This window comes from Paenarthrobacter sp. NPDC058040 (assembly GCF_042885775.1).
GTDB lineage: Bacteria > Actinomycetota > Actinomycetes > Actinomycetales > Micrococcaceae > Arthrobacter.
On the sequence record NZ_JBHVRN010000013.1, the window covers coordinates 77755 to 100956 of the forward strand.

A 23202-nucleotide genomic window follows, 5' to 3' on the forward strand; every position below is an offset into this window, starting at 1 on the left:
CGTCAGGCAACCGTGGAGTAGGCCACGACGCCGCGGCGGACCAGGTCTATGGACTCCCTGCAGATCCGGGCCAGCCGGGGATCCAGTTGCGGGATCTTTGCCAGTTGGTCCAACAGGTCCACCACCTGCTTTGCCCAGCGGACAAAGTCACCGGCAGCCAAGTCGGTGCCGCTCAGGACATCCTGGAGGTGCCGCCCCTTGGCCCATTTGTACATGGGCCACATGAGGCCAAGTTCCGGTTCTGCGGTCAACGGGAGCCGGTTCTGTTCTTCAGTGTCCTCCAGCCGGGACCACTCGCGGACCACGATGTCCACGGCTGTCTCCAGCGATATGGAGGGCATTTTCGGCCTCAGGCCCCGGTCTTCGCGCTTGGCTTGGTACACCAGCGTGGTGGCGAGGCACGCCATCTCGGCGGCATCCAAATCGTTGATGGCGCCTTCCCTGATGGCCTGCGAAATGAGCAGGTCCTTCTCGCCGTAGATCCTGCGGAGACGCTGCCCGTCGGCACTGATGGTGACCCTTCCGGCGTCGTCCGCCTCCAAGTAACCGTAGGAAGACAGGACGTCGCACACACGGTCGAACGTCTTGGCAATGGTGTTGGTCCTGCCTTGGATCTGACGGACCAGCCCGTCAGTTTCCTTCCGCAGCTTCCACCAGCGTTCGGACCAGCGCGCGTGGTCTTCGCGTTCGCTGCAGCCATGGCACGGATGCGCCCGCAAGGTCCGGCGGACGTCGGCAATCCGCTTCTCCTGCTCCTGGGTCCGTGACCCGAGCCCAAAGTCCTCGTGCCTGCTGTTGCGCCGCTTCGGGGCGTCGTCACTGATGGCGTGCCGCATGGACGCTGCGAGGTCGCGCCGCGCCTTTGGCAGCTTGGCATTGAAAGACTTGGGGATCCGGATGCGGGTCACCGGGGAGACCGGTGCATCCACGTCATGCACGCCGATGCGCCGCAGCTGGTTGTCCGAGGTCAGGATGGACGGTCGCGGTTCACGTGCGTTCGGATCGGAATCAAGCACGACGGCGAATCCCGCCAATCTGCCACTCGAGACGCTGATGACGTCCCCGGGTATGAGTCGGTTCAGGGAATCGGAGACGCGTGAGCGGCGGGCCCGCTGGTTGTCCCGGGCCGCGAACTGCTCGGCATCGCCCAGCTCGCGCCGCAACCGGGAATATTCACTGAAGTCACCAAGGTGGCATTCCATGGACTTGGCGTAGCCGGCCAGGGACTCTTCGCGTCCGCGGACTTGCCTGGCCAGGCCGACCACGGAACGGTCGGCCTGAAACTGGGCGAAGGAGGATTCGAGGATTTCACGGGCCCTGGCGCGCCCAAACTGGGCAATAAGGTTGATGCTCATGTTGTACGTCGGCCTGAAGCTCGAGTTCAGGGGGTAGGTACGGCGGGACGCCAGGCCTGCCACTGCCGCTGGATCCGTCCCGGGTTGCCACAGAACCACGGCGTGGCCCTCGACGTCTATCCCGCGGCGGCCGGCCCGTCCCGTCAGCTGGGTGTACTCCCCCGCCGTGATGTTGACGTGGGCTTCCCCATTGAACTTCTCAAGCTTTTCGAGGACCACGCAGCGGGCGGGCATGTTGACGCCGAGCGCCAGGGTTTCGGTGGCAAACACGGCTTTGACCAAGCCGTCCGCGAACAGCTTCTCCACCACCTCTTTGAACGTGGGGAGCATTCCGGCGTGGTGGGCCGCAAAACCCCTGATGAGGCCGTCCCGCCAGCCCCAGAAACCCAGGACATCCAAGTCGTCCGCCGGAATGTCGCGGCTGGCCTCGTCCACCCGCTGGGCAATGACCTGCTGCTCGCGTTCGGTGGTCAACCACAATCCGGAGGCCGCGCACTGCGCCACGGCAGCGTCACAGCCGGCCCTGGAAAAAATGAAGGTAATGGCGGGAAGCAGGCCCTGCCGGTTCAGGCTGTCGATTACCTGGGGCCTGCTGGCCTTCCGGACCGGGCTCCGCTGTTCTGCGCTGCGATCGTCCCGTTGCCGGTCCTGGCGACGGCGGCTGCGTCCGCCGTGGCCAAAGCGGCCACTGAAGTTCATGCGGCTTTCCGAGCGTGCCATGGCCAGGAGGTCGGGGTTCACCTCGAACTCCGGCCCGGTCACGGCCTGCCGGACCTTAGCTGCTGCGTGCCTCGACGGTTTGGCGTAGGCCGCTGCCCGTTCCTCGGCGGCGTCTTCGGACTCGTCCAGATCCGGGACTTCGGAATCAGGAATGGAAGGGGCGATCTCGTCAAAGGTGGTGTCGCCGGCAAAGAGGTCCACTATTTCCCTGCCCACCATCACGTGCTGCCACAGCGGAACGGGCCGATGCTCGGACACAATGACGTCCGTATCTCCCCGGACAGTGTCGAGCCAGGCACCGAACTCCTCGGCATTGGACACGGTGGCGCTGAGCGAAGCCACCTGGACTTCGCTGGGGAGGTGGATGATCACTTCCTCCCACACAGCACCACGGAACCGGTCCGCGAGGTAGTGCACCTCGTCCATCACCACGAAGCCCAGGTCACCCAGGGTTTCCGAATCTGCGTACAGCATGTTCCGGAGAACCTCGGTGGTCATGACCACCACAGGAGCCTCCCCATTGATGGTGGTATCGCCCGTCAGCAGGCCCACATTGGCCGCACCGTACTTGGCGGAGAGCTCCGAAAACTTCTGGTTGCTCAGCGCCTTGATGGGAGTGGTGTAGAACGCCTTCAAACCCCGTTGCAGCGCAAGATAGATGGCGAATTCGCCAACGATTGTCTTACCGGCACCCGTCGGAGCCGCCACGAGGACACCCCGGCCCTCCTGGAGCGACCGGCATGCCTCACGCTGGAAATCATCCAGATCGAAATCGAGGGAACGTGCGAAGGCGCCAAGATACGTCTTGGCCTCGGCTGTCCGGTTGGCTGCCGCCTGGTAGCGGTCTGATGGTGACTGAGACCCGGAGATGGAGGACATGCATCAAGCCTAGTGGGCTGGGCTCTACAGATTCTCCAGATCCGACGCCGGGGTGGCAATGTCCGCAGTGGCTTCTGTCTCGGCAGCCCGCTTGACGGCCCTGCGTTCGCGCCGCCGGTCGTTCCACAAGCAGACCCCGATGGCTGCGAAGAAAAGCAGCAGCATGGGAGCAGCCAGATAGAACATACTCATGGCGTCCGCGCCGGGTGCGGCCATTGCGGCGAACAAGCACACCAGGAAGATGGTAATTCGCCAGCTCTTGACCAACTGTTTGCCCTTGACGATTCCGGCGAGGTTGAGGCCCACCAGGACCACAGGAACCAGGAATGCGATACCGAAAGCCAACAAGAGCCGCAGGACGAAGGAAAGATAGATCTCGGCGCTGATGAAGTTTGATGCACCACTGGGCGTAAAGTCGGTCAGGACCCTGACGGCATTCGGCAGGACCAGCCACGCCAGAAGCACACCGCCGATGAACAAGGGAACGGCCGCCGCCACAAAGGACAACGCCAGATTTCGTTCTTTCTTATGCAGGCCCGGAACAATGAAGGCCCACAACTGGTAGATCCAGACCGGGCTGGAAATGAGCACTCCAAGGAACACAGAGACCTGGACCATGAGGTCGAAGGAACTGGCCACGCCGTCAAAGTTCAGCGTGGCAGCGCGGCCTTCTTTCTCGTTGAGGTCCTTGATCGGCTTGATCAATGCCTCAAGGAGGGGCTGGTAGACGATGAAGCCCGCCACCGTGCCCACAATGACGCCAATCGCTGCCTTGAAGAGTCTGTTTTTCAGCTCTTTAAGGTGGTCAAGCAACGCCATCCGGGCTTCGGGATTGGCTTTGCGTCCTTTCGTTTCTACCACTCTTCTTTAGACGCGGTTGGAGGGCGGAACGTCTGTTTCGCCGTTGTTCTTTGCCTTTGCGTCCGGGTGGTCAACAACCCGGCCTTCGACGGCGTCCGAAGCGTCCTTGGATTCCTTGGACTCGGAGGATCCGTCCTTCTTCATTTCACGGACCTCAGACTTGAAAATACGCATCGACTGACCAATGCTGCGCGCCATGGACGGCAGCTTCGGTGCGGCAAAAAGCACCAGAGCCAGAACGATGATGATGATGAGATGCCAGCCTTCAAGCCTCATGTGGGAGGTCCTTTCCTTTTGGATACATCCTACGTCTATCTGAATTCTATGTCGTGCAGGGATTGGGGTTGGCCCCGCTCGGCTTTGCGCTGGACGCGCCGTTGGCGACGAACTTCCTGGCGGAAGGCTTTGGCCGTCAGGTAATCATGACGCATCTGCTCGGGCGAGGCAAAAACGGCGGAGCCGGGCGCTGACCGTTCGAACACCACGTCCACGTCGGAGGTTTCCGTTGTTGGTGAAATGTTGCTGAAACGTTTACCCGCTTCGCCCAATTCGCGGACCGTTGCCATGAACTTCCGGAACAACCGGAATCCCAGCATGACGTGCAAAAGCAACGACAAGGCTATGAGCGCGATCCACAGGAGGATCCAAAACCACCAAGGCATCTGAGTAGTCTAGCCAGCCGGACCGGATGTCGTGACGCCATACTGCGCCAACGCGGATTCAAGCCAGGCCTGCGAGGCCGTCCTCAGCGGCTCCGGATCGAGGATCCGGGCCGTGCCACCGTGCTGGGCTATGAACATGGGAAGCCACTCCGCGCTGCCAAAGCGGACTTCGGCGAGCAATCCGCCGTCGGGCAGTTGGGCGGTACGCTCCGCGTAATAGTCGTCGGCGAGTCCCGCGCCCTGGCGCGTCAGCTGCAACACCACCAGCACATCGTCGTCGCTGGGAGTGAACAGGCGGGCGGGCACATCAGCGTCCGCCACGGTCGTTCGGGACGCAGGAAGGCCGTTGGGTTCCAGCGATTCCACCCGGTCAAGGCGGAAGTTACGTAAACCGGATTTGCTGTGGCAGTACGCCTCGAAATACCACGTGCTGTCCATCGAGAAAAGCCGCAGCGGATCCACGTCCCGTTCACTGACTTCGTCCCGCTGTGGCGACAAGTACCGCAGGCGGAGCTGCCGGCCGTCCCGCAGGGCCTTGCTCACCGTCTCGAACGCCTGGGACTGCGCGGGCTCCACAGAGGCTCCGGCCACTGCGCCCGCCAACCTCCCCGCCTCGCCCGCTGCACCCGCGAGCTTGAGCGTGACCGATTCCAGGGCGCTGCCCGAATGGTCCTCCTCAACGCCTGCCAGAGCGGGCAGGTCTCCCAGCATGGCCAGGCCGGTCAACAGTGCAGCCGCCTCTTCCTCGCTGAACCGCACCGGGCGGTTCAAATCGAGGTGTTCGGTGATGTACACGTGGTCGTTTTCCCACTGGATGTCCAGCAGGTCATCCGGATAGCCTTCGGGCAGCCCGGAACAGATCAGGATCTTCAGGTCATCAATGAGGGCCTTGCGGGTGATCCCGAAATGGTCCGCGACTTCCTGGATGTGCAGCCCTTGGTGGTGCACCAGGAACGGTACCAGCTGGAGCATGCGTGTGAGCTGGTCCTCGGAGGTACGCTTCCTGGCCCGGACGGCGGGCGTGGTGGCAGGAAACGCCACGGGAACCGGTGGGGAGGCATCGAAGGCGGCAGCTGCCCGCAGGCGGCGCACGACGGCGGCACGCAACTCTGCGGGTTCCCGCACCGTAACCAGTGGTCCGTAGGAGGCCAATTCCTCCGCCAACTCCTCCGGGTCCCGGAAAGCGATGCTGAGCCTGTCACGCCCGTCGCTGCCGGACGTCTCCGTGCCCCGTTTCCGGAGGTCAAGCAACCGCCCGGCATCCACGTCCAAAGAGGCGCTCCGGAGCGGGAGTTCATTGAGGGAATCGAGTTCGGCCCGCGCGTCGAATCCAGCGGGAGGGTCGAACGTGCTTGTGGCCAGGACCGTCACAGCCGTTGTCATGCGGGAAAGGCGGAAGAACCGTTTGGCCTTCCTCCCGCGGTCCAGCCCTACCAGATACCACTGGCCGAAACGGCTGCCAAGTCCCCACGGCTCAACTTCCCGGGTTTCTTCTTTGTTGGTGCTGGCGGCGAGGTAGCCAAAACGGACAGCGTGGCGTCCGTGCATGGCCGCCACCACATCATCAAAGGCCTGCCCTGCGGGCTTGAGGCGTGGCTGGACTCCGGCAGGAAGATCCACATCGCTGAATCCACCAGCCGCCTGCAATTTGCGCACGGCGTTCACGGCCGCGTTCCCGAGGGCGGCACGCTCCCACAGCTGGGAAGCCAGCAGGAGGACGGTTCCCTCCGCCGGGGTGAGGCGCACGTCGGGAAGCCTGTTTGAATCCTTGCCGATCCGGTAGCGCGTCGAGGCGGGATCGTCCTCACCGAAGCCTGTATCCATCAGGGTCTCGATGTCGAAGCCAAACTGCTTCAAGTCCACCTTGTCGCGTTCGAACATGCGCCCAAAAGCGGCGTCGTTCTCAGCGGAACCGCGGTAGACCGTCTCACGCAGGACGGCGCGGCTCAGCCCTACTTTGGTATTGAGCAAGGCCAGGAGCAGGTTCAGGAGTCGTTCAGTGCGGGATGCGGACACGCTTGCTACGTTACTAAACACCCGGCGAAAACGAGCAAGGCGCGTCACCTGCCGGCTGAACCGGAGGTGACGCGCCTTCGCGCTTGGCCGTATTAGCGGACTGCTACAAGGTCCACGACGAAGATCAAGGCCTCGTTGGGCTTGATGGCGCCACCTGCGCCGCGCGAGCCGTAGGCAAGTTCGGACGGGATCTCGAGACGGCGGCGGCCACCCACCTTCATGCCCAGCAGGCCCTGGTCCCAGCCCTGGATGACTTGGCCCACACCAACACGGAAGTCGAGCGGTGCTCCACGGCCCCAGGAAGCGTCGAATTCTTCACCTGTGGACCAGGCAACGCCCACGTAGTGGGTGGAAACGGTGTCTCCGGCCTTTGCTTCGGCGCCAGTGCCCTCGATGAGGTCGGTGATGCGCAGTTCCGTGGGAACCTCGCCCTCAGGAAAGTCGATCTCGGGCTTGGTGCGATCGTAATCGCGCTGTCCAAATGACATGGTTGCTCCTTGAAGGTAGTCGGGGTGTCAGGTTCAAGACTAAGCCAGTGCGCGCGGGTAGACGCCCTCGTGGATGTTGTTACCTGAAGTTGCTAACTGGCGGCGAGGATGTCCACGACGAAGACGAGGTCGCCCTTGGCTTTGCCGGATCCTTCTGCGCCGTAGGCAAGATCCTGCGGGATGACCAGCAGCACGCGGGAGCCGACGGTCTTGCCGGTCAGGCCCTGCGTCCAGCCCTTGATCACCTGGTTCAGCGCGAAGCTGGTGGACTCTCCGCGGTCAAAGCTGGAATCGAACTTCTCGCCGCCAACCAGGTTGACTCCAACGTAGTTCACGGTCAGCGTGTCCGTGGCCTTGACCGTGGCGCCGGTTCCCTTGATCAGGTCCTGGGCAATGAGCTCCTTCGGGGCCGCAACGCCGTCAACCGAGATCTCCGGGATGCCCTTGTCGTTTTCCTTGACGGCAGGCAATCCTGCCGGGGGCGTGACGGTTTCCCCTTCGGGCTTGTCCAGGGCCTTCGGGGTGTCCTTGGCTGAGAGCAGCTTGAACACCACCAATTGCGTCGAAGGTGCCTCGCCGGTGGAAGCGTTTCCAGGTGCGGCGAAAGCGACATGGGAGCCAATCTTCGCGCCCACGATGGCGTTATAGATCGCGGCATTGCCGGACTTCAGCTTGTCATTCAACTCAATGGGCTGGGGTCCCTGGGGATAGGTGTCCTCCAGGGTTTTGCCGTCGGTTCCGTCCACCGCGATGTACGCGAGTTCGGCCGTTTGACCCGCCTTGATGGTGTCTCCGCCACCTTCATCCACCACCTTGACGGTGGGTTCGCTGACTGCCAAGGGCTTGGTGAAGTCGAGGCCAGGGGCTTTGCCATCACCGTTGTCGGTCACCTTCAACGAAGAGAGCTTTGAGACGTCGCCCGTGGACTGGCTGGTGGGCTCTGCCGCCGGGGTGCTTCCTCCTCCCCCGCAGGCGGTCATCAGCAGAAGGGCAGGAATAAGTATTGCTAGGAGTCGTCGCACAAAAAAGACACTTTCGTCGGGACAGCGGACATTCGGAAGAGCGGGCAGCGAAAGGTGCGTGCCGCTTCCGATCAGGTGCCTCTTTGGAAAGAGACCAACATCCAGAGTAACCGGCGAAGCTGGGAGTCAGCTCATAGAGTCCAGCAGGGCGTCCACCCTTTCATCGACGCTGCGGAAAGGATCCTTGCAAAGGATGGTCTGGTGGGCCCGGTCGTTGAGTTTCAAGTGAACCCAGTCAACTGTGTAGTCACGGCCAAGTTCCTGGGCCCGACGGACAAAGTCGCCGCGCAGTTTGGCACGCGTGGACTGGGGCGGAGCGTCAACCGCGTCCTTGACCTCGGTCTCCGTGACCAAGCGTCGTGCAGCACCCCTCGACTGCAGGAGGAAGAAGAGCCCCCGCTGCCGGGAGATGTCGTGGTAAGTGAGGTCAAGTTGCGCGATCCGGGGCGAATCGAGGCTTAGGTCGTGGCGGCGCATGTAGCCATCCATGAGCTTCTTCTTGATGGCCCAGTCGACTTCGGTATCGATCGAGCCGGTGTTGCCGCTTTCGATCGCATCGAGGGTACGCGTCCAAAGATCGATGATGAGCGGTACGTGTGGATTGTGGGCGCCGTTGGCCGCAACGAACTCTTTCACCTTGCCCAGATACTCGCGTTGGATGTCCAGCGCGGACAGCTGCCTGCCGTTTGCCAAACGGACCAGTGCCCTGCCGGTCAGGTCATGGGAGATCTCACGGATGCTCCGGATCGGGTTCTCCATGCGCATGTCGCGCATGATGACCCCGGCCTCGATCATGCGAAGAATGAGGTCCACCGTACCCACCTTGAGCAGGGCCGTGGTCTCCGACATGTTGGAGTCGCCGACGATCACATGCAGGCGGCGGTAGAACTCAGCGTCGGCATGGGGTTCGTCGCGGGTATTGATAATGGGACGCGAGCGGGTGGTGGCGGAGGAAACGCCTTCCCAGATGTGGTCCGCGCGTTGCGAGAAGGCGAAAGTAGCACCATGCGGGGTTTTGAGGACCTTGCCCGCACCGGCAATCAGCTGCCTTGTCACCAGGAACGGGATCAGGATTTCGGCCAGCCTGGAGAACTCGCCCCGGCGGGGAATGAGGTAGTTCTCATGGCTTCCGTAGGAATTGCCGGCAGAATCGGTGTTGTTCTTGAACAGGTAAACGGTCCCGTTGAAGCCTTCGGCGGCGAGTCGCGCCTGTGCTTCATCAACGAGGTCGTCCAGGATAAGCTCCCCCGCCCTGTCGTGGGCGATGAGCTGGGCGAGGTCGTCGCATTCCGCCGTGGCGTACTCGGGGTGTGACCCAACATCCAGGTAGAGCCGCGAGCCGTTGGTCAGGAAGACGTTGGACGACCTGCCCCAGCTGACGACTTTGCGGAACAGGTAGCGGGCCACTTCCTCAGGGGCCAGGGGACGGGAATCGGGACTCGAATAGGAGATCCCGAATTCGGTTTCTATGCCGAAAATCCGCTTGTCCATCTCAGGCCTCCTCGGTGATCAGTTGCGTCATGTCCTCGGGGAGGAGGCGACGGAAAGACCTCCGGGTTCCCCTGCTGCTTTCGGAGGCACGGTGCAGGACGGCAGCTTCGACAGCCGTGGCCGGGAGCGTTTCCATGTCCTTGTCCGCAGCCAGGGCTCGCAAGGCCAACCTCATGGCGCCCGCGAAGTCCAGTTCGGGCTCCCATGAGCCCCGCACCACGTCCGAGATCTGCTCGGCTACTCCACCCATGACCACGAAGCCGTTTTCATCCGCGATCGAACCGTCGAACGTGAGCCGGTAAAGGTGGTCTTGCTCCTGGCGCAGCCCTACCTCGGCCACCGCGAGTTCAACTTCGAATGGCTTCTGTTCAGCGGTGAACACAGCGCCCAGGCTTTGGGCGTAGACGCTGGCAAGGCCCCTCGCCGTGACGTCCTCGCGATCGTAGGAGTAGCCCCTGACATCGGCGTACCGGACACCGGCCTGCCGGAGGCTCTCGAATTCGTTGTACTTGCCAACTGCGGCGAAGGCAATCTTGTCGTAGATTTCACCGATCTTATGCAGGGAAGGTGAGGGATTCTCGGCAACCAGGGCTATGCCTTCCGAGCACGAAATCACGATGACCGACCGGCCCCTGGCGATGCCTTTCCGGGCGAAATCCGCCCGGTCCTTCATCAGCTGTTCCGGCGAAACGTAGAACTGCTGGGTCATCTCAGGCCTCCCGTCCGGCGATTGCCCGCGATTCGACGATGGCCGAGGAGATCACGGCAAGGTCCCTTTCCGGAACCCTCCGGTGGCCTGCCCGGTTCACGGCATAAATCACTGGATAGAGTTGGCGGACCGGGTCCGGGCCCCCTGTTGCGGAATCATCATCCGCCGCGTCGTAGAGAGCTTCGACGGCTACTGCGACCGCTTGTTCCTCGGAGAGGTTGGGCTTCCAGAGTTTCTTCAAGGCACCGCGGGCAAAGACGGAACCCGAACCCACCGAGTGGTGCTCGTACTCTTCGTACCGGCCACCGGTCAGGTCGTAGGAGAAGAGCCGTCCGGTAGCGGACACGTGGTCGAAGCCAGCGAAAAGGGGTATTACAGCCATGCCTTGCATCGCCATGGGCAAGTTGCCGCGGATCATGGCTCCCAAGCGGTTTGCCTTTCCGACGAGGCTGAGGAGGGTGCCCTCGATCTTCTCGTAGTGCTCCAGTTCCACCTGGAAAAGACGGGTGATGTCGATGGCCAGTCCTGCCGTCCCCGCAATTCCCAAGACGGAATACTCGTCAGCCGGGAAGACTTTCTCGATGTGGCGGCTGGCAATGACGTTGCCCATGGTCGCCCGCCGGTCGCCAGCCATAAGGACTCCACCAGCGTAAGTCATGGCAACGATGGTCGTGGCGTGCGGTGCTGCGGGCACGGCACCGGCCGGAAGGGTTTGGTTGAACGGAAGAAGTTCGGGACGCGAGCGTTGGAGATGCTCCGTGAATGAAGACGTTGCCTGGGTGGCCAGGGGGCCGATTGATGGGTCCTGCATTGCTGCACTCCTTCGACTCGCGTTCCAATGTCCGGCGGCCTCGCGCCAGCCGGGCTTTATATCCTGTGGCCGGGAGCGGTTACTGGCCGCCCTTTTGGACAAAGGCCCTGACGAATTCTTCGGCGTTCGACTCGAGCACGCCGTCAATCTCGTCCAGGAGATCGTCCACGCCCTGGGTGGCGTCTGATGCCTGGGCTTCGGGGGCCGCGGGCGGGGCCTCCGGGACGTCCACCTCGGTCTCGGTGTCCCGCGACTGCGGTTGCTGTTGCTCCTGAGCTGCCATTTCTTTCTCCCTACTGTCAGTCCCCGATATGAGGACTTCCTACTGCCATATTGCCACGCTGCGGGCTGCCGCGCCCGGCTTTGCCCGGCCGCCTTTTTGCCGTGCCGGTTGCCTTCCTAGGGCTTGGGCGGCAAGGGGTTTTGGCCCAGCAACTCAGCCAGGAAAGGTCCTGCTTCGCTATGCCTGTCGAAGAGTGCACCGGTGAGCGCGCGGGTGCCGCGCAAGGGTTCCCGCGTGGGAACACGCTGCAGTTTGCCAAGGCCCGGAACGTCAAAGATCACCGAGTCCCAGCTCGCTCCGACGACGTCCTTGCCGAACGTCGAAACGCACCGTCCCCTGAAGTAGGCCCTGGTGTCCGACGGCGGTTCGCCAACCGCCCGCGCGATGTCCGCGTCGTCGACGATCCGCGCCATCCGGTCCCGCGACAGAAGCCGGTAGTAGAGGCCCTTTTCCGGCCGTATGTCCGACCATTGAAGGTCCACGAGGCCCAGCCGGGCATCTCCCCATTCGAGGTTGTCCCGGTTCCGGTAGCCCTCAAGGATGGACTTTTTTGCGACCCACTCCACAGACGATGCGGCTGTGGCGGGGTCCGTGCCGAGCGCGGTCAGCGTCGCTTCCCACCGCTCGAGTACCTCGTGAGTGTGGCCGTCTCCGGTAAGGGAGTCGGCAACGCCCGTTTCCTGTGCCAGTTTGGCGGCCGCCTCGTAGTACATCCATTGAATGTCCAGCGCGGTGACGCGCCTGCCGTCGAGAAGCCTCACGGTGGTGGCAAGGGTCGTGTCGTGGCTGATGGCTTGAAGTGCCTGGACGGGCTCGTGGACCTCGATCTTCGGTGCCTGACCCGCTTCGATCAGGCTCAGCACCATGGCAGTCGTCCCGAACTTCAGGTAATTGGATACCTGGCTAAGGTTCGCATCGCCGATGATGACATGCAGGCGGCGGTACTTGTCCGCCGTCGCGTGCGGCTCGTCCCTGGTGTTGATGATGGGCCGTCGAATGGTGGTTTCCAAGCCGACTTCAGCCTCGAAGAAATCTGCGCGCTGGCTGATCTGGTAGCCCGACGATGAGCTGTCCTGCCCACGGCCCACCCTGCCGGCACCGCAAACCACCTGACGGGCGACGAAGAACGGTGTCAGCCCGCGGATAATGTCCCCGAACGGCACGGACCGCGGCATGAGGTAATTCTCATGCGACCCATAGGACACAGCCTTGTTGTCCGTGTTGTTCTTGTACAGGTTGATGGGCGGAAGGCTGGTGTCCGCGGCAACCTTACGCACCGCGGCCAGGGCCACAAGGTCACCCGCGGCATCCCACGTCACGGCGTCGCGGGGGTTGGTCACCTCCGGGCTCGAGTATTCAGGGTGTGCATGGTCCACATAGAGCCGGGCACCGTTTCCGAGCACCATGTTCATGAGGAGCGATCCGGACTCGTCCGCTCCGTCGAGTTCCAGTTCCTGCCGCCCGTACGCCAAGGCGACCGCTTCGGCGTCGAGCACTGGTGGTTGGTCCGTGAGCTGGCTCGGATCGGCCGCCGACCGCTCCAGCGTCCAGCCACGGGCATCGTGCAGCGGCTCCTCGTCGGTGTAGTCCCAACGCGTTTCCGCTCCCCCGGCAGCACGCTGCCGGGTTACGGTCGCGTAGGCCTGGATGATGCGGGCAGACATCATGGTGGCGTTGGCACCCGGAGCGGATGGTGCGTGGATTCCGTATTCCGTCTCCGAACCCATCACCCGCATGGCACCGCCAACAGGCAACTTCTCCTGGGGTTGTCCCTCGGGCCGTGCTGTCACAGGTACTGGCCTGTGTTGGCGGTGGTTTCAATGGACTTGCCCGGCTCCTGGCCCGCCTTGCCCTGCACGATGGTGCGGATGTAGGTGATCCTTTCACCCTTCTTGCCCGAGATCCGGGCCCAGTCGTCAGGGTTGGTGGTGTTGGGCATGTCCTCGTGCTCGCGGAATTCGTCCACGACTGCCCGAAGCAGGTGGTCGATCCGCAGGCCCTTCTGGTGGTTGGTCAGGAGGTCCTTGATGGCATACTTCTTGGCGCGGTCCACCACGTTCTGCACCACGGCCCCGGAGTTGAAATCCTTGAAATAGAGCATCTCGGTGTCGCCGTTGGCATAGGTGACCTCAAGGTACTCGTTGGACTTTTCGGTGGAATACATGGCCTCGACGGTGCGCTGGATCATGGCGTCAACCGTTGCCTGGACGTCGCCGCCGTACTCCGCGAGGTCCTGGGCATGGAACGGCAGATCCGTGGTGATGTACTTGCCGAAGATGTCCGCAGCAGCTTCCGCATCCGGACGCTGGATCTTTACCTTCACATCCAGGCGGCCGGGCCGGAGGATGGCGGGGTCGATCATGTCCTCACGGTTTGACGCACCGATCACGATCACGTTGTCCAGCCGCTCGACGCCATCGATCTCACTCAGCAGCTGCGGAACAATGGTGGTTTCGACGTCGGACGACACACCTGTTCCGCGGGTGCGGAACAGCGAATCCATCTCGTCGAAGAACACCACCACCGGGCTGCCGTCCGAGGCCTTCTCGCGGGCCCGGGCGAAGATCAGGCGGATGTGCCGCTCAGTCTCGCCAACGTACTTGTCCAGCAGTTCGGGACCCTTGATGTTCAGGAAGTAGCTCTTGAGGTCGGTGTTCCCGGCGCGTTCGGCAGCACGTGCGGCCAGGGAATTGGCGACAGCCTTGGCGATGAGCGTCTTGCCGCACCCTGGAGGACCGTAGAGCAGGATGCCCTTCGGAGCCTTCAGACCGTGCTCGCGGTACAGGTCCGGGTGCAGGAACGGCAGCTCCACGGCGTCGCGGATCTGTTCGATCTGCGGCCCCAACCCACCAATGTCCTGGTACGTGATGTCCGGAACCTCTTCGAGGACCAGGTTCTCCACTTCGGCGCGCGGCACCTTCTCCAGGGCGTAGCCGGTCCGCGAGTCCAGCGAGAGCGCATCTCCCACCTTGAGGTGCACGCTTTGCAGCGCGCCGGAAAGACGGACCACGCGCTCTTCGTCCGCGCGGCCCACCACCAATGCACGGTCCCGGCCGAGGAGTTCCTTCAACGTCACCAGTTCACCGGCACGTTCATAACCGAGGCCCGCCACCACCAGGAGCGCCTCATTCAGCAGGACTTCCTGGCCAACGGCGAGCTGGTTGACATTGACCAGGGGGCTGATGCCCACCCGCATCTTCCGGCCGGCATTGAAGATATCCACGGATTCTTCCGTGGCGGCCTGACCCGAATTTCCTGCCGTGGGCTGCCTGCGGGGATTGATCTGGACCACGGTGCCGAAGCTGTAGGGAGGCTGGCCTTCCTGTTCCAGCGCACCCTTCAGCCGGAGGATCTCGGCTTTGGCCGTTTCCAGCATGCTGACGAGCTTGGTGTTGTTCTGCGTGGCAGCGGCAAGCTGCCGGTCAATGTGGCGGAGTTTGTCCCGAAGGATGTTGATCTGCCGCTCGGCGACAGTAAGTTCACTCGAAGGGTCAGGTGGTTGGATGGCGGCGAGCCTTCGGCGGGCAGCCTCTTCCGCTGCTGCGTTTGCTTCTTCCGGCGTCGGCCGTCCAATGTCGTTGTTCGACGTATCCACGATTCATCAGCCCCTTCCTGCGCTTAAGAAGACCTTAGTCCCGAAAAGCTCAGGGTGCTGGGCGACATCCGGAATGCGGACCCTATTGTGACCTTTGTCAGTTTGTGACCGTGGGATCGTCCTGGACGTTCGTTCCGGCGATCGCGTCCCGGGCGGCACGGCGCAGCTTCTTGTCCGAGACGGAACGCTCCCCCACCGCGCCGGGGGTCCAGGCGTTCAGGTCTTCTTCGCTGAATTCGGTCTTGGAGGGGCGGCGCTTCACGGAAATACCTTGGACTCCGTCGGCCAGGCGCCGCGCCACCAAAAGGAAACCGGTGTGGGCCACCATGCGGTGGTCCGGACGGACAGCCAGTCCCTCGAGGTGCCACCCGCGGACCATGGATTCCCATGCGTCCGGCTCGGTGAAGCGGCCATCGGCCCTGATCGCTTCGGCTGTCCGGGACAACTGGGTCACGGTGGCCACATAGTTGATCCAGACGCCGCCCGGGGCCAGGACGGTGGCCACGGCATCGAGGCATTCCCACGGCGCCAACATATCCAACACCACTCGGTCCACGGAACCCGGCGCCTCGGCCTTGACCACTTCCTCCTGGAAGTCACCCAGCGAAATCTGCCAAGCGGGGTGTGGCCCGCCGAAAATGGTTTCCACGTTGCCCCGGGCAATGTCCGCGAATTCTTCGCGACGTTCGAACGAGTGGAGGTAGCCGCCGTCGCCAACGGCCCGCAGCAGCGAAATCGACAAGGCACCGGAACCAACGCCGGCTTCAACCACTCGGGCACCCGGGAAAATGTCCGCCATGGTGACGATCTGTCCGGCGTCCTTGGGGTAGACAACGGCAGCGCCGCGCGGCATGGAAAGAACGAAGTCGGACAGCAGCGGACGCAGAGTCTGGTACTGCTGCCCGATGTTGTTGCTGACCACCGAGCCGTCAACTTTGCCGATGATTTCGTCGTGGTTCAGGAACCCGCGGTGCGTGTGGAAGGCGCCGCCGACTTCCAAAGTGATGGTATTCATGCGGCCACGCTCGTCGGTGAGCTGGACGCGTTCGCCAACGCGGAAGGGTCCACGCCGCCGTGCAGCGCCGGTAGGTTGTGCCGCCGGGCTTGCGCCGGAGATGGTGGTGGCCGTTTCCGCGGCGGTTTCGCTGCTCATGTGGTGTTCCTCGCTCCTGTGCGGCTGTGCCGCTGTGTCTTGCTGCGTTGAGGGCAGCAAAAGTTCGTTGGTCTCTTTTGCGGCCGGCACGTAACTCTACCGGCCAGGGCGTCAGGCCCGCCCGCTCCCGCGGGCTTCTTTGCCTGTTATGGCTGTCACTACCGCCTGCTGGCGGAGCAAACCGGTCACAGCGCCGTTGTGGTCCACCACTGCGTACTCATTGCCGTCAAGGCGGGCGAGGTACTGGATCAGCTCCTGGCCCTTCGACCATTCCGGGACATAGGCGCCGGCTGCGAGGGCGTGCGCGACGGCGGTGACTGGCGTCGTCGTCAGGGCTTCCGGCGGAACTGCCGCGGCGGCACCCGTATCAACCACGCCCTGCGGCTTGCCGTCAGGACCGCAAATGACGACGACGGGACGCCCGGCCGGCGCTATGTCCAGGACGTCGGCAACGCTGGCGGAGTTCGGAATGCCGACGGCGGGATCGGCCAGGCCGGCGGCGCTCACGAGGTAGAGGCGGCTGCGGAGTCGCCCCTGCTGGATGGAGCTCGAGGCGCCCATCCAGAGGAAAACGCAGACCACGACCGTGATGAGCAGGTAACTGTAATTCACGGGGCTGCCGCTGAGCAGGGGCAGAATCACGAACCAGACCACCAGTGCTGCAACGATGACCCGCCCGGCCCAGCCGGCCGCAACGGTTCCCTTGTCTTGGCTTCCCGTTACTTTCCAGACTGCCGACTCGACCAATCGGCCGCCGTCCAGCGGCAGTCCGGGCAGCACGTTAAAGATGCCGATCAAAAGGTTGGCCGCCATCAGAATGTCGGCGAGCAGCCGCGACACGCCGCTGAACAGTCCCGCTTCGAGCATGGCCCAGACGAGGCCGGCAAGAAGGAAATTGGAGACCGGTCCAGCCATGGCGACGATGACTGCGCGGCCCGGAGACGCCGTAAAGCTTTCAAACTGCGTGTGCCCGCCCCACAGGTTCAGCACAATCTTCTCAGTCGGCCACTTGAAGATCTTCGCGCTCAGGGCGTGGGCAAGTTCGTGGATCAGCACCGACACGGCAAGCAACAACGCGTAGCCGAAGGCAACGACGTAGGCGAAGTAGCCGAGGTCCAGGTCAGGACGCCCCACTTGAAGGGCCGGCCCAAAGACCAGAACCGTAAACCCGGCGATAACGAACCACGAGTAAGCCAGATATACCGGGATCCCGGCGATTTTCCCCAGGGGTATGCCCTCCCGCTTGGTGGCGGCATGGTGTGGTGCGGAGGGACTGCTCACTTAGTTGGCCCCTTCAAGCAGGTTTGCTGCTTCAAAGCGTCCTGCCACCAGATCGCGCACATCGGCGGTGGACCGCCCCACCAAGGTGTCCCACAGGACCATGTCCGGATGTTCGGGCAACGGGACCTGGTGCGGAATGCCAACCGTCACCACACCCGAGGCGAGGGCCGCCGTGGCACCGGGAACAGAGTCCTCCAAGGCGACGCAGTGATGGATGGTCAACGTAGGGTCCTCGAGCCGCAGGCGGTCCACGGCCGTCAGATAGGCCTCCGGATGGGGTTTGCCGTTGGTCACGGTGTCCCCGGTAACAAGGAATTCGAAATACGGTTTGGGCAGGCTTTCGACGATGACGCCGGCCAAGGGTCCCTCGGACATGGTCACAAGCGCGCAGCGGATGCCGGCCTGGTGGAGGTCGTCCAGCAACTCCCGGGCACCGGGACGCCATGGGACTTCCTTGCGGACCGCCTGGATCACTTTGCTGCTGAGGTGGTCCACGATGTCCCGGGCCTCCATGCGGACCCCCGCGGCCTGCAGGATGGCGGCCGAGTGCATCAGCGACTGCCCCACGAGCTGCATGGCCTGCTGGTGGGACCACGTGCCGCCGTGTGCCTCCACGAGGGCGCGCTCAGCCGCAATCCAGTACGGTTCGGTGTCCACGAGGGTGCCATCCATATCCCAGAGCACGGCTTTGAGTAAGGGCTGGCTGGGTGAGGAATGCATGGCTTCAAGTCTACGTGGAACACAGAGCCAACCTGGCCGCGCTTGCGCTGTGGGCGAATACCGGACACGCGCCCACGTGAAATGCCATGCATCCGTGTGGGTCTTGGACGTAGGGTGAGTGGATGAACAGTGTGGACGGGACCCCCGAAGGACAGGACACCGCTGCGCAGCCCGAGCGTTTCCTCAAGGAACCCGCGGAAGGCCAACGTGTCACCGTAATGATCGCCGCGTTCGAAGGATGGAACGATGCCGGCGAGGCGGCCAGCGACGCCCTGCACTATCTGAACAAACTCTGGGACGGCAAGAAGGTCGGCACGGTCGATGCCGAGGAATACTACGACTTCCAGTTCACCCGCCCCACGGTGCGCCGCACCTCGTCCGGGGCACGCAAAGTCAAGTGGCCATCCACCCGGATCTACAAGGCTGCCGTACCTGACAGCAACGTGGACGTGGTGTTTGTCCTGGGTACGGAGCCGTCTTACCGCTGGCGCGCCTACACTACCGAACTGCTGGTCCATGCGGAGGCATTGAAGGTTGACTCCGTGATCCTGGTCGGTGCATTGCTGGCCGACGTGCCACACAGCCGCCCGATTCCGGTGAGCACCACCACGGAGGACAGTTCACTGCGGGAGCGGCTGAACCTGGAAGCTTCACAGTACGAAGGCCCTGTAGGCATCGTGGGCGTCCTTGCGGAGTTTGCCATGCTGGCAGGGTTGCCCACGGTCTCCCTCTGGGCGGCAGTCCCCCACTACGTGGCGCAGCCGCCCTCGCCCAAAGCGCAGCTGGCCATCTTGCACAAAATCGAGGACTTGCTCCAGGTTCCCTTGGACAACCGTGCGCTGGCAGAAGAGTCGGAAGCCTGGGAAAGGGGCGTCGACGAACTCGCCACCGAAGATCCGGAGATTGCGGCCTACGTTCGCCAGCTCGAAGAGGCCAAGGACACAGCGGACCTGCCCGAAGCCTCTGGTGAATCCATAGCCAGGGAATTCGAACGCTACCTCAAACGGCGCGGCAAAGAGCGGCCTTAGCGGTCCGCCGGCCAACGCAGAGGCCCTGACGAACTTCGTCAGGGCCTCTTTGGTCTGGGCCTCTTTGGTCAGGGCCTCTTTGGTCTGGGCCTCTTTGGTCAGGGTCGCTTGGGTTAAATCTCGACGCCGAGCAAAGCGTTGATGGCGTCTCCCACCAATGCACTGTCAACCGCTGAGGCCGATCCGGCATCAGCCCGGAGGGCTTGGCCTGCCCATTGATCGACCGCGGTGATTGCGCCGGGAGCGTTGAGGTCGTTGGCCAGTTCTGCGCGCATGGCTGCAAGGAGTTCTCCAGCCGAACCTGCCGGCGCCTTGGCCACCGCGGAACGCCATGTGGCCAGTCGGTTCTTGGCTGCTTGGAACTCCTCAGCGGTCCACGACCAATCCGAGCGGTAGTGGTGGGCGAGGATGGCGAGCCGGATGGCGGCCGGTTCTTCGCCAGCAGCCCGGAGTCTGGAAACGAGGACAAGGTTGCCCTTGGACTTGCTCATTTTTTCGCCGTCCAGGCCCACCATGCCGGCGTGGGCATAGTGCCGCGCCAGCGGAACATGGGCCAAAGAGTACGCGTGGCCGGCTCCCATTTCATGGTGCGGGAAGATGAGGTCCGAGCCACCGCCTTGGACAGTGAAGGGCGCCGGGAGGTACTTCTGCGCGATGACCGTACACTCGATGTGCCAACCCGGCCGGCCGTCGCCGAGACTGGCGCCCGGCCAGCTGGGTTCGCCTTCGCGGGCTACCCGCCATAGAAGCGGATCCAGTGCCTGCCGCTTGCCCTGGCGCGTGGGATCACCGCCGCGTTCGGCGAAGAGCTCAAGCATTTCCGTTTCGGCCAATCCGGACACGTCGCCCAGCGTCCAGGCATCCGTAGCGTCCGAGCGCTTGCCGGCCGTTTCGACGTCGTAATAGACGTCGCCGTCAGGCTCACCATCCGCACCCTGGACCCGGTAGGCGACGCCATCGGCGACTAGACGCTCGATCGCGGGCACGATGTCCGGGATGGCCTCAACAGCGCCTATGTAGTGGTCCGGGGCCAGGACATTGAGGGCGTCCATGTCGGTGTGGAACAGTTCGATCTGGCTCGCCGCCAGCTCGCGCCAGTCCACGCCGGTGGCGGTGGCCCGCTCCAAAAGGGGGTCGTCGATGTCCGTCACGTTTTGCACGTAGGACACCGTGGTGCCGGCGTCGCGCCACGCACGGTTGAGAAGGTCGAACGCCACATAGCTGGCGGCGTGACCCATGTGCGTAGCGTCATACGGGGTGATGCCGCAGACATACATGGATTGCTCCGGCTGCCGGCCGACCTCAACCACTTGCCCCAGGGCAGTGTCGAACAGGCGCAATGGCGGCAGGCTGCCGGGCAGTTGGGGAACAGGGCGGGAGATCCACGATTTCACGAGTCAACCTTAGTGCTAGGCGCTGATCACACCGAAACCGAGCAGGACATACAACGCCAGGCCCAGCAGGATCCGGTACCAAACAAAGAGCCGGTAGCTGCGGGTCGAGACGAATTTCAGGAACCAGCCAATGATGACGTAACCCACCACAAAAGCGATGACGGTGGCCAGGGCTGTTTCGGGAAGCCCGTAGGGTCCGGCGAGCCCCTCCTTGGAAACTGTTTTGTACAACTGGTACAAGCCACTGCCGAATACCGCTGGAATCGCAAGGAGGAAGGAGTAGCGGGCCGCTGCCTCACGCGTGTAGCCCATGAGCAGGCCGGCCGTAATGGTGCCTCCCGACCGGGAAACACCCGGGATCAAGGCCATGGCCTGGGCGAAACCGTAAAGAATGCCGTGCTTGTAGCTCAGCTGCGAGAGATCCCTCTCCTGCCGGCCGATCGCGTCCGCCACCGCCAGGATCATGCCGAACACGATCAACATGGTGGCAACGATCCACATGCTCCGGAACACGGATTCGATCTGGTCCTGGAACAAAAGGCCCAGGATCACGATGGGCAGGCTGCCCAGGATGACCAGCCAACCCATTCGCGCGTCAGGATGGTTCCTGGCGACTTTTCCGGTCAGGGAACCGAACCACGCGCGAATGATCCTGACGATGTCCCGCCAGAAATACACAATGACGGCGGTCTCGGTGCCGAGCTGCGTGATCGCGGTGAAAGCTGCTCCGGGATCCGAAGCATTCGGGAGGAACGAACCCACAATCCGCAGGTGCGCGCTCGAAGAGATCGGGAGGAATTCGGTGAGGCCCTGCACCAGGCCCAGCAAGGCTGCTTCTATCCAGTTCACGTGAATAGACCCTACGTCATGAAGTATGGGAACTCCCCGTAAGCTATCAGCATGCAGCAGCGTTATGTCGGAAACAGCGGGTTCCGGGTTTCATCTTTGTCGCTCGGAACCATGTCGTGGGCGCAGGAGACTGACGAACAGGAAGCCGCCGCCCTCCTGCACGCATTCGTGGACGGCGGGGGCACCGTCATTGACACTGCCGCCTCTTACGCCCAGGGCCAGGCCGAGGCGATGCTCGGCTCGATGCTGGGAGATGTTGTTGCCCGTTCAGAGGTGGTCATCTCCACGAAAGCCGGAGTGTCCTCTTCCGAGTCGCGTCGCAGCATCAACGCTTCACGCGGCGCCATGCTCGCCGCCCTGGACGCCAGCCTGGCGCGGCTGGGCACCGACTACATCGACATTTGGTTCGCCCACGAGTGGGATCCGAATGTGCCCCTTGAAGAGACCCTGTCCGCGTTGGAACTGGCCCAACGCACCGGGCGTGCCCGCTATGTGGGAATTTCCAACTACAACGGCTGGCAAACCGCCAAGGCCGCCGCGATTGCCGGCTTCACTTTGGTGGCCAACCAGTCCGAATACTCGCTGCTCCAGCGCCGACCGGAGGAAGAACTCGTTCCGGCCATTGAAGACGCCGGCCTGGGACTGATGGCATGGGCTCCGCTGGGCCGCGGGGTGCTGAGCGGCAAGTACCGCGGGCAGATCCCCACCGATTCACGAGCCGCCCAGGGACGGCTGACCGCGTACGTGGAACGGTACCTCGACCCCCAGGCGTCGCGGGTGGTGGAAGCCGCGGCCATGGCTGCCCGGGGACTGGGACGCTCGCCGCTGGATGTCTCGCTGAGCTGGCTGTTGTCCCGGCCGGGTGTCTCCACGGCAATCGTCGGTCCACGGAATGCCGTTCAGCTCAAGGAACTCCTGGACGCACAACTGGGCGTCCTGCCCACCGAGATTTCCCGTGCCTTGGAAGACGTTTCCTAGCGCCTGTCCAGGATGTCCAGCAGATAGCTTCCGTAACCGCTCTTGGCCAGTTTGGCCGCCTGCCGTCGCAGCTCCTCGTCGCTGAGGTAGCCCATCCGCCAAGCCACCTCCTCAGGAGCGCCGATTTTCAGGCCCTGCCGGTTCTCCGTGGTCCGGACGTAGTTGGAAGCGTCATTCAGGTCTCCGAAGGTGCCCGTATCGAGCCAAGCCGTTCCACGGGGAAACTTCTGCACGTGGAGTTTGCCGAGCTCCATGTACCTCCTGTTGATGTCCGTAATCTCCAATTCGCCACGGGGTGAGGGCTCCAGGTCCTTGGCCATCGGAACAACATCGTTGTCGTAGAAGTAGAGACCCGGCACCGCGTAGTTGCTTTTGGGCACGGCGGGCTTTTCCTCGATCGAGATGGCGAGGCCGTCGTCGTCGAACTCCACCACGCCGTAAGCACTGGGGTCCTTGACCCAATAGCCGAAGATGGCTCCGCCGTCGACGTCGTTGTAATGCCGGAGCTGGGCACCCATGCCGGGACCGTTGAAGATGTTGTCACCGAGGATAAGTGCCACCTTGCCACCCCCGATGTGTTCCTCACCCAGGATGAACGCCTGGGCAAGGCCGTCGGGAGTCGGCTGCCGGGCGTAGGTCAGGGAAATCCCGAATTGCGACCCGTCGCCGAGAAGATTCTCGAATTGCGGAGCGTCCTGGGGGGTGGTGATCACCAGGACGTCCCTGATCCCCGCCAGCATGAGGGTGCACAGCGGGTAATAGATCATAGGCTTATCGAACACCGGAACCAATTGTTTGCTGATTCCGAGCGTTATTGGATGAAGCCGCGAGCCCGTTCCACCTGCCAAAATTATTCCGCGCATTTGCCGTCCTCTCCCCTGCCCGTCGCCGGTGCTGGCGGCTACGC

Annotated in this window: 21 protein-coding genes; 2 read left to right on the forward strand and 19 right to left on the reverse strand. The window is 63.1% G+C overall.

Annotated elements, in window-relative coordinates; translation table 11 throughout:
• Positions 1–2 precede the first annotated feature (2 nt).
• The 16 genes from ACFVSJ_RS18245 to ACFVSJ_RS18320 all read right to left on the reverse strand — a co-directional run bounded on the left by ACFVSJ_RS18245 (position 3) and on the right by ACFVSJ_RS18320 (position 18046).
• Positions 3–2954: a DEAD/DEAH box helicase gene (locus ACFVSJ_RS18245; RefSeq protein ID WP_387438361.1), complete on the reverse strand. Its 2952-nt coding sequence runs from the start codon at positions 2952–2954 to the stop codon at positions 3–5.
• A gap of 24 nt (positions 2955–2978) precedes the next feature.
• Positions 2979–3815: a twin-arginine translocase subunit TatC gene (gene tatC / locus ACFVSJ_RS18250; RefSeq protein ID WP_387438362.1), complete on the reverse strand. Its 837-nt coding sequence runs from the start codon at positions 3813–3815 to the stop codon at positions 2979–2981.
• Between the two features lie 6 nt (positions 3816–3821).
• Positions 3822–4091, reverse strand: a complete 270-nt coding sequence (tatA, locus tag ACFVSJ_RS18255; RefSeq protein WP_387438363.1) for a Sec-independent protein translocase subunit TatA — start codon at positions 4089–4091, stop codon at positions 3822–3824.
• A gap of 35 nt (positions 4092–4126) precedes the next feature.
• On the reverse strand, positions 4127–4477 hold the full coding sequence (locus ACFVSJ_RS18260; RefSeq protein ID WP_387438364.1) for a hypothetical protein: 351 nt from the start codon (positions 4475–4477) through the stop codon (positions 4127–4129).
• Between the two features lie 9 nt (positions 4478–4486).
• Entirely contained in the window at positions 4487–6493 is a 2007-nt protein-coding gene (locus ACFVSJ_RS18265) for a helix-turn-helix transcriptional regulator (RefSeq protein ID WP_387438365.1), read from the reverse strand.
• A gap of 92 nt (positions 6494–6585) precedes the next feature.
• The gene (locus ACFVSJ_RS18270; protein ID WP_387438366.1) at positions 6586–6981 is read right to left on the reverse strand and encodes an FKBP-type peptidyl-prolyl cis-trans isomerase; all 396 of its coding nucleotides are present in this window, start codon (positions 6979–6981) and stop codon (positions 6586–6588) included.
• Positions 6982–7073: 92 nt separating this feature from the next.
• Positions 7074–8003 carry an FKBP-type peptidyl-prolyl cis-trans isomerase gene (locus ACFVSJ_RS18275; RefSeq protein WP_387438367.1) on the reverse strand — a complete coding sequence of 310 codons (930 nt, stop codon included), beginning with the start codon at positions 8001–8003 and terminating at the stop codon, positions 7074–7076.
• Positions 8004–8129: 126 nt separating this feature from the next.
• Positions 8130–9494: a Pup--protein ligase gene (gene pafA / locus ACFVSJ_RS18280; protein WP_387438368.1), complete on the reverse strand. Its 1365-nt coding sequence runs from the start codon at positions 9492–9494 to the stop codon at positions 8130–8132.
• Position 9495: 1 nt separating this feature from the next.
• Positions 9496–10203 carry a proteasome subunit alpha gene (gene prcA / locus ACFVSJ_RS18285; protein WP_387438369.1) on the reverse strand — a complete coding sequence of 236 codons (708 nt, stop codon included), beginning with the start codon at positions 10201–10203 and terminating at the stop codon, positions 9496–9498.
• Between the two features lies 1 nt (position 10204).
• Positions 10205–11014, reverse strand: a complete 810-nt coding sequence (gene prcB / locus ACFVSJ_RS18290; RefSeq protein ID WP_387438370.1) for a proteasome subunit beta — start codon at positions 11012–11014, stop codon at positions 10205–10207.
• 79 nt (positions 11015–11093) lie between these two features.
• Positions 11094–11297: a ubiquitin-like protein Pup gene (locus ACFVSJ_RS18295; RefSeq protein WP_216925702.1), complete on the reverse strand. Its 204-nt coding sequence runs from the start codon at positions 11295–11297 to the stop codon at positions 11094–11096.
• 116 nt (positions 11298–11413) lie between these two features.
• Positions 11414–13033, reverse strand: a complete 1620-nt coding sequence (dop, locus tag ACFVSJ_RS18300; protein ID WP_387438452.1) for a depupylase/deamidase Dop — start codon at positions 13031–13033, stop codon at positions 11414–11416.
• Positions 13034–13083: 50 nt separating this feature from the next.
• A complete protein-coding gene (gene arc, locus ACFVSJ_RS18305; protein WP_387438371.1) occupies positions 13084–14892 on the reverse strand; it encodes a proteasome ATPase in 1809 nt (602 codons plus the stop codon).
• Positions 14893–14989: 97 nt separating this feature from the next.
• Positions 14990–16045 (reverse strand): tRNA (adenine-N1)-methyltransferase, encoded by a 1056-nt coding sequence (locus tag ACFVSJ_RS18310; RefSeq protein WP_387438372.1) that lies wholly within the window; start codon positions 16043–16045, stop codon positions 14990–14992.
• Between the two features lie 111 nt (positions 16046–16156).
• On the reverse strand, positions 16157–17326 hold the full coding sequence (locus ACFVSJ_RS18315) for a site-2 protease family protein (protein WP_387438373.1): 1170 nt from the start codon (positions 17324–17326) through the stop codon (positions 16157–16159).
• Positions 17327–18046, reverse strand: coding sequence for an HAD family hydrolase (locus ACFVSJ_RS18320; RefSeq protein WP_387438374.1), 720 nt, complete (start codon positions 18044–18046; stop codon positions 17327–17329).
• Between the two features lie 122 nt (positions 18047–18168).
• Here ACFVSJ_RS18320 and ACFVSJ_RS18325 point away from each other — a divergent pair, with 122 nt between their 5' ends.
• A complete protein-coding gene (locus ACFVSJ_RS18325) occupies positions 18169–19074 on the forward strand; it encodes a PAC2 family protein (RefSeq protein WP_387438375.1) in 906 nt (301 codons plus the stop codon).
• A gap of 113 nt (positions 19075–19187) precedes the next feature.
• Here ACFVSJ_RS18325 and mshC read toward each other — a convergent pair whose 3' ends face one another.
• Both mshC and ACFVSJ_RS18335 read right to left on the reverse strand, forming a co-directional pair.
• Positions 19188–20468 (reverse strand): cysteine--1-D-myo-inosityl 2-amino-2-deoxy-alpha-D-glucopyranoside ligase, encoded by a 1281-nt coding sequence (gene mshC / locus ACFVSJ_RS18330; RefSeq protein ID WP_387438376.1) that lies wholly within the window; start codon positions 20466–20468, stop codon positions 19188–19190.
• 15 nt (positions 20469–20483) lie between these two features.
• Positions 20484–21317 (reverse strand): undecaprenyl-diphosphate phosphatase, encoded by an 834-nt coding sequence (locus ACFVSJ_RS18335; RefSeq protein WP_387438377.1) that lies wholly within the window; start codon positions 21315–21317, stop codon positions 20484–20486.
• A gap of 51 nt (positions 21318–21368) precedes the next feature.
• Here ACFVSJ_RS18335 and ACFVSJ_RS18340 point away from each other — a divergent pair, with 51 nt between their 5' ends.
• Complete coding sequence (locus ACFVSJ_RS18340) at positions 21369–22295, forward strand: aldo/keto reductase (RefSeq protein ID WP_387438378.1); 927 nt, start codon at positions 21369–21371, stop codon at positions 22293–22295.
• Here the strand turns inward: ACFVSJ_RS18340 and rfbA are convergent.
• Positions 22292–23158: a glucose-1-phosphate thymidylyltransferase RfbA gene (gene rfbA / locus ACFVSJ_RS18345; RefSeq protein WP_387438379.1), complete on the reverse strand. Its 867-nt coding sequence runs from the start codon at positions 23156–23158 to the stop codon at positions 22292–22294. The two genes, ACFVSJ_RS18340 and rfbA, sit on opposite strands and share 4 nt — an antisense overlap.
• Between the last annotated feature and the right edge of the window lie 44 nt (positions 23159–23202).